Below are 12,557 nucleotides of genomic sequence, written 5' to 3'. Positions count from 1 at the left end.
GAGGAAACCGCCACCCATGGACGAGTTCGCGTTCCGCCCCACCCACGTCGCCCCGCCGGACGGGATGGCCACCTGGGCGGCCCCGGACCCGGCACAGCCGTCGGTCCGGCTGGATCCGCTGCTGCCGGTGCGGCTGGTCGGCCGCCAGGGCTACTGGGCGCACGTGCTGTGCTCCAACGGCTGGTCCGCCTGGGTGGACGGCCGACTGCTGGTCAGTCTCCCGAACACACCGCCCGCCGCCACCGGGCCGCCCGCCCGGACCGCCGACCCGCGCCCGGCGCTCGCCGAGGCCGAGGGCGCGCTGGCCCGCTACCGGGGCCTGCTGGAGGAGCTCGCCGCCGGGGACGCGGACCTGGAGGTCTTCCGGGAGCGCGCCCGGGGTCTGCGGATCGGGCTGGTCATCGACGGCGAGGAGCTCTGGCTGTTCGACCCGGCGCGCGACCGCTGGTGCTACTGCGACGGGCTCCAGCTCCAGACGTACGCCGCCACCGACCGGCCCGCCGGGCCGGTGCCCGGCTCGTACCAGCGCACCCGGACCGGTGAACCGTGACCCCGCCGGAGCGGCCCCGCGACGAGGACCTCCCGCCGGAACAGCCCGACGGCGACGACGCGGCGCTGGACCTGCCGTCGGGCATGGTCGGCCGACGGGTGGCGGGCTACCGGCTGGAGTCGGAGATCGGGCGGGGCGGCATGGCGGTCGTCTACCGGGCGAAGGACCTGCGGCTCGGCCGGACGGTCGCGGTGAAGCTGCTGGCACCCGAACTGGCCCGCAACGAGGTGTTCCGGCAGCGGTTCATCCACGAGTCCGAGGCCGCCGCCGCGATCGACCACCCGCACATCATCCCGGTGTTCGAGGCGGGCGAGACCGACGGCATCCTGTTCATCGCGATGCGCTACGTCGAGGGCGGCGACCTGCGGGCCCTGATCGACCGGAGCGAGCCGTTCACGGTCAGGCGAGCGGCCCGGCTGGCCCTGCAGATCGCCTCCGCCCTGGACGCCGCGCACGACCACGACCTGGTCCACCGGGACGTCAAGCCCGGCAACGTGCTGGTCGCCGCCGGCACGGACAGCGAACACCCCGTACACCTCTACCTGGCCGACTTCGGCCTCACCAAGAAGTCGCTCTCGCTCAGCGGGCTGACCGGCGTCGGCCAGATCGTCGGCACCCTGGACTACGCGGCGCCCGAACAGATCACCGGACGGCCGCTGGACGGCCGGTGCGACCAGTACAGCCTGGGCTGCGTGGTGTTCGAGATGCTGGCCGGGGCGCCGCCGTTCCGCCGGGAGAGCGATGTCGCCCTGCTCTGGGCCCACCTCAACGACCCGCCGCCCACCCTGCGCGAACACCGCCCCGACCTGCCCACCGCCGTCGACGCCGTACTGGCCCGGGCGCTCGCCAAGGCCCCCGAGGAGCGGTACACCAGCTGTCTGCGGTTCGTCGCCGAACTCCGCGCGGCCGGTGCGGTGGCCGCCGGGCCCGCACCGACCGGCCAGTGGCGGTCGACCGGCCCGCCGACCCGGGTCGTACCACCGCACGACGCGGCCGCCCCTCACTCGCCCGCCCCTCACTCACCCGCGCCCCGCTCGCCCGTCCCCCGTTCGCCCGGCCCCCGTTCGCCCGCCGTGCCGGAGCCCCCGGCCTGGGCCTCACCGGTGGTCCACCCGCCGCGACGGTGGCCCGGACCCTAGCCCGGTCCGCTTGTCCGGGCCGCTATCCCGGCGGGACCGGGCCGTTCACCGCCGGCTGCCCCGTCTCGACCTCACCGCGCCTACCCACATGAGCCGCCAGCAGGCCCCCCAGCCAGCCGGTGACCAGCCCCCAGCCGGCCGCCAGCGGCACCGCCACCCAGAGGTCGGGGCGCAGCGCCAGGGTGCCGCCGCCCAGCCCGGCCAGGGGATTGCCGCCGCCGAGAACGGCGCCGAGCAGGTCGCCGAGGCCGCCCTCGCCGACGCCCACGCCCAGCACCGAGAGGCCGTAGTCGGCCGAGACCCGCGACCAGACGCCGACCAGCAGCACGGTGACGGCCGCCGCCACGCCGAGCCGTACCGCGTGCTGCCAGAGCCGGACGCCGCGCGGCGAGCGGTAGGCCGCGAGGAAGCCCGCCGCCAGCAGCAGGACGGCGGCCAGCGGCAGCAGCCACCAGGCGCGGGCGTCGTGGTCGGCGAGCGTGCCGAGGCCGACGGTGGCGTCCTGTCCGTTCGGCGCCCGCAGCACCTCGGCCAGCGCGTTCGGCACCGGCAGGCCGACCGCGCCGACGAGGTGCCCGTGCCACTCGGCGCCGAGCCCGACCCCGAAGGCGAGCCAGACCAGGTTGGGCAGCGCCAGCAGGACGACGGCCATGGTCTCGCGCGCGTTGCCGTGCACGACGGCCGTCACGGCGCCGGCCACCACCCCGATCACCACATACGCCAGCAGGACCAGCAGCATCGCGAACGCGGCCGGCCGGACCGCCTGCTGGAACGGCACCAGGCCGCGTGGCAGCGGCGCCCGGCGGGACACCGCGAAGGCCGCCGCCAGCACCACCAGCAGCCAGAGCAGCCCGAGACCGACGGTGCTCGGCGGGTCCGCGTGGAAGCCGACCTCGGGGGTCAGGCCCAGGGCGCCGCCGAGGACACCGGCGAGGCCGCCGCCCAACGGGACCACGAAGGTGTGCCGGGCACCGAGGGTGAGCAGCACCAGCGCCACCACCCAGAGCACCGCCGTACGGGCCACCCGGCCGAGCAGTTCCCCTCCCCCGGCGACCGCCCGGAAGCGCAGCTGGCGCAGGAACACCTCGGCCATCACCAGCGCGCCGACCAGGCCGACGGAGAGCGGCATGGCGGTGATCCCGGCATCGACCTTGGCGAAGAAGCCCGCGCCGCCGTCCAGTTGGACGGAACCGCCGACCGCGAGGGCCAGCGTGCCGGCCAGCACGGAGGGGAATCCACCGTCCGGAAGGCCGTTGGCGCCCGCCAGCCAGAGACCGAGCGCGGCCACCGCCGCCATCGCGGCGAGTCCGGCGACCACCACGGCCAAGGCGTCCAGCCAGCCCCGCAGGGCGCCGGGCGGGCCGGGCGGCACGGGGTGCGGCTCCTGGTGCATGCGGGCTCCTGGTGGACTCGGGTGCCCCCCTCGCGTCTGACTCCAGATTCACCCAGGAGCGGCCGCCGCGCGCTGCACACCCTCGGAGACCCGCTGTTGCGGGGGTTGGGAAGCCGGGCAGAAATGGAAGCCAGTGGCAGGAGCTTCCTGTGCCGGCCGTGTTCGCCGGCCGCCTGCGAAACGGAGCCTCGATGAGTGCCCAACCACCCCCGCCCGGCCCCCCAGCCGGCCCGCCGCCGGGGCCGTCGCCGGGCCCGCCGCCCAGCCCTCCCTCCGGCCCGCCGTCCGGGCCCCCGGCGTCCGGGCCACCGTCCGACGGCGGCGCGGGCCCGCCGACCGCTCCCCCGTCCGGCCCCTCGGGCCCTCCAGGACCGGGGGCGCCGGGTGGGCCTGGCGGGCCTGGCGGTGCTTCCGGCGGGCCCCGGACGCCCTGGTGGCGCTCGGGGCGGAAGCTGACGCTGGTCGCCGGCGCAGTGGTGCTGGCGGCGGTGGCCACGGTGCTGATCGTCAGCAACCAGCACAACGATGCCGTCCCGACCGCCAACGAGGTCGCGCTCCAGCAGCCCTCCGATCCGGGTCAGGCCCCGTTCACCCAGTCGGTGGAAACGGCCGGCGTGACGGCCCCGGCACCCGCGTCCCCGCCGGCCCAGCCGACCGGTCGGCCCAGCGGGGCCCGGACCACCGCCGCACCGGCGGCGGGCATCCACAGCGTGGAGGGGACGTCCCCCGGGCTCTACGCGGGGTCGATGTCCAAGCCGAGCTGCGACGTGGAGCGCCTGATCACCATGACGTCCTCCGGGGACGTCGGCCGCGCCTGGGCCTCCGCGCAGGGCATCAGCCAGTCCGCCATCCCGGGCTATCTGCGCTCGCTGACCTCGGCCTACCTGCGGGTGGACACCCGGGTGACCAACCACGGTTACAAGAGCGGCGCCGTGATCGGCTACCAGTCCGTGCTGCAGGCCGGCACCGCCGTCCTGGTGGACGCCCAGGGCGTGCCGCGGGTGCGGTGCGCCTGCGGCAACCCGCTCAAGCCCCCGGTGCTGGTGAGCGACGCCGAGTACACCGGCAAGGCCTGGCCTGGCTTCCGGCCGACCACACTGGTCGTCGTGGTGCCGGCGCCCCAGCCGGTGACGGAGATCGTGCTGGTGAACGTCGACACGGGCACCTTCTTCGCCCGGGCCACCGGGCGGATCGAGGTGATCGACCGGCCCGTTCCGGGGCCCAGCGGGCCGCTGGCGGTGGGCATTCCGCCGGCCGCGCCGATGAAGCCGTCGTCGCCCTCGGCGTCCGTCTCCGGGGCCACCTCGGCTTCGACCTCTGCCTCGTCCCCGGGCGCGTCGTCCGGCTCTTACTCGGGCTCGCCGTCCGGCTCGTCGTCGGCTTCGACCTCTGAAGCAACCTCCTCCTCCGGGCCTTCGTCCGGCTCGGCCTCGGCGTCGAGCTCGTCCGGTAAGCCGTCCGGGCCGTCCTCGGCGCCGGGCACCTCCTCGGGCGGGTCCTCGCCCACGTCGTCCACCTCGCCGGCGCCCGAATCGTCCGGGCCGTCGTCCACCCCTGGGTCGTCCGGGCCTCCGTCGGCACCGAGGCCGTCCGGCCCGTCCTCCGCGACCGGCGCGCCGTCCACCGCGACGACCGCGACGAATCCGGCGACCGGCCCGACCACGGTCCTGCCCCCGACCGGCACCGCCGCCCCGGGCCGTTCACCGAGCTGACCGGTCGAACCGTCCCCACGCCACCATTTAAGTTGGATTATCAAACTCGCCAGGCTAGGGTGAGTTTCAGATTCCAACCAACCGGCGACGAGGGGACGACGAGCGTGCACAGTCCACCGGCGGAGACCTCCGCCGCAGACCGGCCCCGACCGGCCCGTCCGCACCCTGGGCACCCCCGTCGCCCCGTCGCCCACCAGCCGCCGGTCCCCCTCCCTCCCCGGGCAGTCGGCGGCCCTGGCGGAGCGGCTTGAGATCCGGCCGCCCCCCACCTGCCCCGTTGAGTCGCGTCCCGCGAACCCCGCCGGCCCGGCCCGGCGCGCTCCGGCACACCCCCTTCCGCACAACCCCACACACCCCAGCCATGGAGAGCCCAGTGAAACTCGCCCGCCGTACCGCACCGGCCACCACAGCCGGCGCGGATCCAGGGCCCGCCCCCGTCCGCCCCAGCAACGGGACCAGCACGGGAGCCGGCACCGCGACCCTCACAGCGAGCGCCCCCGCGACCGCCACGACCCACCCGGGGGCGTCCGATGTCGCGCACTGACCGCAGCGGACTCGTTCTACTGGCCGCCTGCCTCGGCCTGTTCACGGTCTTCGTCCAGACCACCCAGACCATCGGCACCCTGGGCGCGGTCCGCGAGGACCTCGGCCTCGACTCCGCCGACCTGGTCTGGGTCCCGAGCATGTACACCCTGGTCGTCGCCTCCGTCGTCCTGGGCGCCGGCGCGTTCGCCGACCGGTGGGGGCGGCGGCGGATCTTCCTGCTCGGCGCCCTCGCGATGGCCGTCGGCGGGGTGGTCCTGGTGTTCGCCGGGAGCCTGTCCGCCGTGCTGGCCGGCCAGGCGATCGCCGGGCTCGGCGGCGCGCTGATCACCCCCAGCTCGCTCGCCCTCATCACCAACGCCTTCCCCGACCCGCGCCGCCGGGCCGGCGCGATCTCCGCCTGGGCGGCCACGTCGGGGCTCGGGCTCGCCCTCGGACCGATCACGGCCGGGCTGGCCCTGCGCTGGTCCACCTGGCACACGGCGTTCTGGCTCGGCCCGGTGATCGCCGCCCTCGCCGCCGGCGCCGCGCTGCTCGGCGTGCCGGAGTCGCGGGTCGAGGGCGGGCGGCTGGACTGGCCGGGACAGTTCCTCGTCACGGCCGGGCTGGCGCTGCTGATCTACTGGCTGATCGACGGCGGGCACCACAGCTACGTCGGCGGTCTGCCGCTGGCCGCGGCCGTCGGCGCGGCCGTCCTGCTCGCCGTCTTCGCGGTGGTCGAACTGCGCCGCGACCACCCGCTGCTCGATCTGCGGCTGATGCGCGACCCGTCGTACAGCGCAGCCCTGCTGCTGGCCGCCACCGTGCTGTTCGGCTTCGTCGGGCTCTCGCTGCTCCAGGTGCTCTGGCTGCAGCAGGTGCGCGGGCTGACCGCCCTTCAGGTGGGCGTCCAACTCCTGGCGGAGTTCGGCACGTTCATTCTCGCCTCGGTGGTCGCCGGGATCCTCGGACGGCGGTTCGGGGCCGCGCCGTTGATCGTCGTCGGGCTGCTGCTGGCGGCGGCGGGCGCCGCGCTGTTCGCCACCGTCGAGCCGACGGACGCGTTCGGCGGGTACGCCCTCTCCCTGGTGGTCTTCGGCTTCGGCTGCGGCCTGGCCAACGCCCCCTCCACCGCACTGGCGGTCGGGCACGTACCGCGCGGCAAGGAGGGCGCGGCGGCCGGGACGGTCAACGCCGCCCGCCAGGTCGGCGCGGTGCTCGGCACCAGCGTCCTCGGCACCCTGATGACCACCCGGTTCGAGGAGCGCCTCGGCGCGCTCGGCCGGCCCCGCCCGCAGGACGTGGCGCAGGCGTTCACGGACGCCGTCGGCCACGCGGCCTCCGTCGGCGCGGTCGTGCTGCTCTGCGGTGTCGCGGCGGGCGCCTGCCTGTTGGCCCTCGCCCGTCGGCGGGGCGGTCCCGCTCCGGCGGCGCACCTCCCGGCGCCCGCCGACGGGGGCGCGGAGGTCGTCACCCTGCCGACGGCCGACTCCCGGACCTCCTGATCACCCACCACCCCCCGCTGCCACCGCCGTTCACCTCTCGGCGGTGGCAGCGCCACGCGGCCGGACACCCCGGGGCGGCCGGAAGTCCGCTCAGACCGCCGAACCCTCAGCCGGTGACGGCGAGTTCGGCGACCACCGCCCGGTGGTCGGCGCCCGGCACGGTGTGCTCGGCCACCGACACCGCGCTCAGCGCGTCGCCGTGCAGGACGTGGTCGATCTGGATCACCGGCGGCAGAAAGGGGAAGTCGGCGTTGTCCTCCGGCCAGGTCGGCGCACCGCCGCGGCCCAGTTCGGCGTGGGTGTCCGCCAGTCCGGTGGCGAGCAGGTCGCGCATCGGCGCGTGGTCGAGGGTCGCGTTGAAGTCGCCGAAGAACACGGCGTTGCGGGTGCTGTCGGCCGCCGCGGCCCGCAGGCCGTCGAAGTCCTCCGACCAGCGCCGGGCGTCGCCCAGCGGGTAGTAGGTGTGCACGGCGGTCAGCCGCACCGTCCGGCCGCCGACCGACACCTCGGCCGCCACCTGCGCCGAGGCGGAGACGGCCAGTGGGGTCAGCGGCAGTCGCGAGTAGAGCGCGGTGTCCTGGCCGGCCGGCAGTTCCCGGTACGGCAGCAGCTCCGCGATGCCCGCCCGGTCCAGGGCGGCGGCGGCGGAGCCGCTCAGCTCCTCCACCGCGAGGACGTCCACCCGCTGTTCACGCACCAGGCGGACCAGTGCGGCGACGTCCACCTGCCCCATGTACGCGTTGCTGGTGGCCAGCCGGAGCCGGGGCGCGTCGGCCGCCACCGAGCCGCCGTCCGGCACGAAACGCGGTACCAGCCAGATCAGTTGGACCAGCGTGAGCAGTCCGGCCAGACCCGCCGCCCACCACGAGCGGAGCACCAGCAGGACGCCCAGGGCCAGGACGGTGGTCAGGGCCGCGTACGGCAGCAGCACCATCGGCAGGGCCAGCGACGTCCCGTCGTCCCAGCCCGCCAGCCGCACCACGACCAGGGCCGCCGAGAGCAGCAGCCCGACCACGCAGAGCACCACCAGGGCCGTCCGGGTCCGGCGCCACCAACCCCGGCCGCTCGCCGTCCTGTTGCCCGATCTGCTACGCACGCGGTTCCCCACCCGTCATTCTCGCCACCCCTGCGGCGCCCGGTCGTCCGGCCGCTCCGGCTGAAGACGCGGAGCGGCCGGGTCCGGTTCCGGGGGCACCGGCTTCAGGCTCGGGCTCGGGCTCGGACCGGCGCCGGGCCGCGCGGGCAGGCCGCGCCGCCCGTCAGTCCACGCAGGGGATCCCGCCGGCCTTCACCGCGGGGCCCTGCATGGGGAGGCCGGCGGCCGGGTCCGGGGCGGCGTCGGCGGGCTGCGGCCCGGAGCCCGCCGGGGGCGGCGTCGTGGGCGAGGCGCTGAACGTACTGCCCAGGGTCACCACGACGTGGCCGGCGGGCGCGCCGGCGGCGGCCACCGCCGTGACCCCGTAATGGGCGGCGATCTGCTGGGCGTCGGCCTTGGCCCCGCTGCCGTAGGTGACGGTGGTGGCCTTGGGCCGGCCCGCGGCCTCACCCACCTTGCCGGCCTGGTAACCGAGTTCGGCCAGCGCCTTGGACTCGCCGGCGGCGGACCCGCCGTACACGTCCACGGTGGCCCGTTCCCTGGCCGGACTCGACGCGGCCGGGGTGGTCGGGTCGGTCGCCCCGGGCGCAGCGGTGTCGCCGCCCCCGGCCGGGGCGGCGGGCGCCGGATCGTGGTTGAACAGCTGCTGCACGATCCGCTTGATCAGGTCCGGATTGACGGTGTTGACCTCCTGGCCCCCGATGGTCTTGAACCCGGTGATCGGCAGGGTGTTGAACTCGACGTTGCCGCCGGTCAGGTTGGGGGCCTGCTGCGCGAAGTCCAGGATGTTCCACTCGTTGTCGATGACGACGTCCTTCTTCACCACGTCGAACAGCCGCTGGAGCTTCCCGAAGTCGTTGAGGATGCCCTGCTGTTTGAGCTGGTACTCGACCGAGGAGATGAACGCCTGCTGGCGGTGGGTGCGGTCGAGGTCGCCGTTGGGGAGGTTGTGGCGCTGGCGGACGAAGGAGAGCGCCTGCGCCGCGTTGAGGGAGCTGATCCCGGCCGGGAGTTTCAGCCCGGTGCCGCCGCCCTCGCGGGTCGCGGTGCGGGCGACGATCGGATCGTCGACCGGGTGGTTGAGGCAGACCTGGATCGGTTCCACCGCCTTGGCGATGTCGTAGAAGCCGATCAGATTGACCTCGGCGAAGTGGTCGATCGGGATGTTCAGGAACGCCTGTACGGTCTGGATGGTGGCCGAGCGGCCGGCCTCCCTGCTCTGGCGCTCCAGTTCCGGCTTGGACAGCCCCTTGCCGGCCAGCTTCTGCTCGGCGGCGTCCTTGGCGATCCCGTACGCCTCCTTGATCTTGTGCATCTTTCCGTCCGCGCCCACGGTCTGGACGTAGTCGTCCCGCGGGACGGAGAGCGCGGCCACCTTGCCGCCGTTGGCCGGGATGTGCAGGACGATCAGGGCGTTGGTGTTGTACCCGCCGATCTCGCTGGAGCCCGCGTGCAGTTCGTCCTCGACGAACTCCTTGGGCAGGTCGTTGCCGTCCATGTCCTTGCGGCTGTCGAGACCGATGAGCAGCAGGTTCACCGACTTGTCGAGGTGCGGCGGCGCGTTCTTCTTCGCCTCCGCCAGCGCCGCCGACTTGACTATGCCGCTGTCCAGGCTGCGGTACTCGTACCAGGTGAAGCCGCTGGCCCCCAGCACGGCCGCCGACACGGTGCAGGCCAGGCCCCGCCCGGCGACGGTCAGCGGCGCGGTGCGGCGCGGGGCCCGCGCCCTGGTGTTCTTCCGGTCAGCCACGACGACTCCCTCGGCTCCTGGCGTTCCCGCCCCTGCTCCCGCTACCGCCCCCGGTGCCGCGTCCTCTCCCGCCCCTGCTCCCGCTCCTGCTCCCGCTCCTGCCGAGCACGGTCTGGACGGCGATCACCAGCAGTGCGGCCGCCACCGCCTCGGCCATCACGGGGAACGCCCCCACCACCCAGCGCAGCGCCCCCGAGGCGAGCGCCTTGCCCTGGTAGTCCTCCCGGCGGGCGAGGTACTCGACGCCCGCCCGGACCGCCAGCACCACCACCGGTGCGGCCGTGACCACCCACCAGCGCCCCGGCCGGCTGCACAGCACCACCGCGGCGGCCGTGCCCAGCACCGCGCCGACCGCGAACAGCAGCCCGGTGCCCGGTCCGTTCAGCTCGTCCGCCACCGCGCCCAGCACCGGCAGCCCGACGGCCACCAGCACCACCGGCAGGCCACCGCGCCGCGGGGCCTCCCGCCGCCGCGCCGCGACCGCCCTCGGCGTGGCCTCACCGCCGCCACCCCGCGCACCGTCGTCCCGGGCGCCCCCGTCGTCGGCACCACGGCCCGCCGCGCCCGAGCGCTGCGCAGGAACGCCGGACTCCCCGGGATGCGCCCCCGGTCGCGATCGCGCGCCCCGGTCCGGCGTTCTCGCCCGTTGCCCGGCCATCCACACACCCCTCGTCAACTCGGCTGCCACGGCACCGGCGCGCCGTCCTGCGTACCGGGACGCGAACCGTCCGGATGACGGTTCCCGAACTTCTACACTGTTGTAGAACTCGGCTGGAGCATACAAACCCGCCCCCGCCGCGTCACCCGCCGCCCTCCCGGCTGCGGCGGAACCGCCAGGTGGGGCCTCGTTAGGATGGGCGTGATCCCCACCCGTCGGCACCCATCAGGAACGCATCAGAGGAGCAGCGCGTCACCATGTTCGAGAACCTGAAGAACCTTGCGGACAAGGCCACCGACCTCGCCCGCGAGCACAGCGGCGTCATAGGCCAGGGGCTGGAGAAGGTCGGCGACGTGATCGACGACAAGACCGACGGAAAGTACGCGAGCCAGATCGACACCGGTGTCGAGAAGGCCAAGGACTTCATCCGCAACCTGGACGACGACAAGAAGCCGACGGAGTAACACCCCGGCGCGGCACTGCCGCCGGAACCACCAACGGGCCATCGGGATCAACGAACGGACGGGCAGGCGGCAGTGACGAAAGACCGGACGGGCCCCCGCTGGGGCCGCTGGCTGGCCGCCGCCGTCCTGGCGGCGGCCGGCTGGGGCATCATCCGCGGCGGCGGCCACCCGGCCCCCGCCGACTCCGCCGCCTCCCCCTCGCCCCCGTCCGCCGGCACCACCACCGCCCCGGCCGCGTCCGCCCCGTCGCCCTCCCGCCCCTCCGGCCGCTACGACCCCGCCGACTACGCGGCCCCGGTCCGCACCCACGCCGCCCGAGCGGGCATCAACCCCCAGCTGCTGATGGCGATCCTCTACAACGAGTCGTACAAACCCCACGACCCCGACCTCGAACGCGCCTGGCAGCGGACCAAACCCGACGCCTCCTTCGGCATCGCCAACATGCACCGCGCCGCCTTCGACGACACCAAGCAGGGCCGGGACTTCGCCGACCGCCGCTGGGAGGAGCTCCCCGACGACCGCGACCTCGCCATCGAGGCCGCCGCCTGGCACCTCCACGACCTCGCCGCCCAGCTCCCCGCCCGCCCCGCCACCTCCCTCACCCGCGACGAACTCCTCGCCCTCGGCTACAACACCGGCGCCGGCAACATGTCCGCCTTCGCCCGCGGCATCAAGCCCGGCTCCCAGGCCCAGTCCTACCTCGACCGTCTCCACGACAACTGGCAGAAGTCCGCCACCGCCGTCAAGTAGCGGCCGCCCGGCCTCCACCGCGCGGGCATCGCCCGCTCAGACGTCCTGCGGCACGAAGTACTCGAAGCGACGCGGCTTCAGATCCGCGTCGTCCGGCACCCAGTTCTCTATCAGCAGGGACGTGCCTCCCTCCGTGGTGTAGGGGTCGGCGGTCGTGGTCACCTTGATGTCGCTGACCACGAAGAGGTCGACGTCGTGGGCCGGGTTACGTGCGTGCTCGACCTCGTTGATGGTCAGCTCCACGCTGGTGGGCGCACCGGTCGTGCCCTTCACCTCGACGTGCTTCTCCGCACCCGGGCGAGTACAGCGCAGGTCATAGGGCTTGCCGAGCTCCTCGACCTGCCAGCCCCGCAGCTCGTAGTGGAGGCGCGCGGCAGCGACCGCGTGCTCCTCGATGGCCTTGCGCTTCTTCGGGTCCGAGATCCGGCCCGCTCCGCGCCGCCGACGCTTCGGGGAGTTGTCGGGCAGTTCGTCGAGTTCGACCACGGGGAGCCCGGCGACCGAAATGGACTGGCCGCCGTGCCACGTGGTGCCCGCGCCGGCGAGGTCGAGCAGCGCCTGCGGTGACATACGCACCAGCTTGCCGTGCCCGCGGTCGGTGCCCGACCGGCGAAGGGCGTCACTCCCCTGGACGCTGAGCGGACCACTCGGGCCGAGGGGTACGCCGGTGAAGACACCGAGCGGCACAATGCTCAGCCTGGCCTGGTACTTGACGGTCTGCGCGGCCTCCTCGTCCGGCCAGTGCGGAGCCTTCCCGTCGTAGAAGGTGCCGCGCGCCTGGAAGAAGTACAGGGTCGCGGTCTCGGTGAGCCACTGGTCGAGCTGGACCCTGGGCGAGGCACCCGTGACGAGGACCACGAACTCCGGCCGACGGGCGGCGTCCCGGTACTCCGGCTTCCACTCCGGGTACCCCCAGGTGCCGGTCTCCCTGCCGTGCAGAAGGTTGCGCTGGGATTCGACGCTCTGGCCCACATGCGTCATGACAAACTGTGCGGTTTCCATGTCGGCAGATCATAGT

Annotated in this window: 11 protein-coding genes; 6 read left to right on the top strand and 5 right to left on the bottom strand. The window is 74.5% G+C overall.

What is annotated here, in order from left to right; all coding sequences use genetic code 11:
• Window positions 1–16 precede the first annotated feature (16 nt).
• Together ACIO5D_RS01775 and ACIO5D_RS01770 are read left to right on the top strand one after the other, a co-directional pair.
• Window positions 17–550 (top strand): hypothetical protein, encoded by a 534-nt coding sequence (locus tag ACIO5D_RS01775; protein WP_363610207.1) that lies wholly within the window; start codon window positions 17–19, stop codon window positions 548–550.
• Window positions 551–633: 83 nt separating this feature from the next.
• Window positions 634–1,689, top strand: a complete 1,056-nt coding sequence (locus ACIO5D_RS01770) for a protein kinase (protein WP_400763245.1) — start codon at window positions 634–636, stop codon at window positions 1,687–1,689.
• Between the two features lie 22 nt (window positions 1,690–1,711).
• Here ACIO5D_RS01770 and ACIO5D_RS01765 read toward each other — a convergent pair whose 3' ends face one another.
• A complete protein-coding gene (locus ACIO5D_RS01765; protein ID WP_363610209.1) occupies window positions 1,712–3,082 on the bottom strand; it encodes a streptophobe family protein in 1,371 nt (456 codons plus the stop codon).
• Window positions 3,083–3,570: 488 nt separating this feature from the next.
• On the opposite strand from ACIO5D_RS01765, the gene ACIO5D_RS01760 reads away from it, so the two are divergent.
• Window positions 3,571–4,794, top strand: a complete 1,224-nt coding sequence (locus ACIO5D_RS01760; RefSeq protein WP_400793591.1) for a DUF6777 domain-containing protein — start codon at window positions 3,571–3,573, stop codon at window positions 4,792–4,794.
• Between the two features lie 419 nt (window positions 4,795–5,213).
• Entirely contained in the window at window positions 5,214–6,821 is a 1,608-nt protein-coding gene (locus ACIO5D_RS01755) for an MFS transporter (protein ID WP_400793737.1), read from the top strand.
• Window positions 6,822–6,927: 106 nt separating this feature from the next.
• Here ACIO5D_RS01755 and ACIO5D_RS01750 read toward each other — a convergent pair whose 3' ends face one another.
• The 3 genes from ACIO5D_RS01750 to ACIO5D_RS01740 all read right to left on the bottom strand — a co-directional run bounded on the left by ACIO5D_RS01750 (window position 6,928) and on the right by ACIO5D_RS01740 (window position 10,103).
• Entirely contained in the window at window positions 6,928–7,917 is a 990-nt protein-coding gene (locus ACIO5D_RS01750; protein ID WP_363610213.1) for an endonuclease/exonuclease/phosphatase family protein, read from the bottom strand.
• Between the two features lie 163 nt (window positions 7,918–8,080).
• A complete protein-coding gene (locus tag ACIO5D_RS01745) occupies window positions 8,081–9,667 on the bottom strand; it encodes an LCP family protein (RefSeq protein ID WP_363610215.1) in 1,587 nt (528 codons plus the stop codon).
• Window positions 9,660–10,103, bottom strand: coding sequence for a DUF6542 domain-containing protein (locus tag ACIO5D_RS01740; protein ID WP_400654835.1), 444 nt, complete (start codon window positions 10,101–10,103; stop codon window positions 9,660–9,662). The genes ACIO5D_RS01745 and ACIO5D_RS01740 overlap by 8 nt, the downstream gene beginning before the upstream one ends.
• A gap of 479 nt (window positions 10,104–10,582) precedes the next feature.
• On the opposite strand from ACIO5D_RS01740, the gene ACIO5D_RS01735 reads away from it, so the two are divergent.
• Both ACIO5D_RS01735 and ACIO5D_RS01730 read left to right on the top strand, forming a co-directional pair.
• The gene (locus tag ACIO5D_RS01735) at window positions 10,583–10,789 is read left to right on the top strand and encodes an antitoxin (RefSeq protein WP_363610219.1); all 207 of its coding nucleotides are present in this window, start codon (window positions 10,583–10,585) and stop codon (window positions 10,787–10,789) included.
• 72 nt (window positions 10,790–10,861) lie between these two features.
• Entirely contained in the window at window positions 10,862–11,539 is a 678-nt protein-coding gene (locus tag ACIO5D_RS01730) for a transglycosylase SLT domain-containing protein (RefSeq protein ID WP_400793589.1), read from the top strand.
• A 36-nt stretch (window positions 11,540–11,575) separates the two neighbouring features.
• On the opposite strand, the gene ACIO5D_RS01725 is transcribed toward ACIO5D_RS01730, so the two are convergent.
• Window positions 11,576–12,541, bottom strand: a complete 966-nt coding sequence (locus ACIO5D_RS01725; RefSeq protein ID WP_400793588.1) for a DUF3883 domain-containing protein — start codon at window positions 12,539–12,541, stop codon at window positions 11,576–11,578.
• Between the last annotated feature and the right edge of the window lie 16 nt (window positions 12,542–12,557).

Source organism: Kitasatospora sp. NPDC087315, assembly GCF_044744345.1.
In the GTDB taxonomy this organism is placed as follows: Bacteria; Actinomycetota; Actinomycetes; order Streptomycetales; family Streptomycetaceae; genus Kitasatospora.
This window is presented reverse-complemented; position numbering and strand designations above follow the sequence as displayed.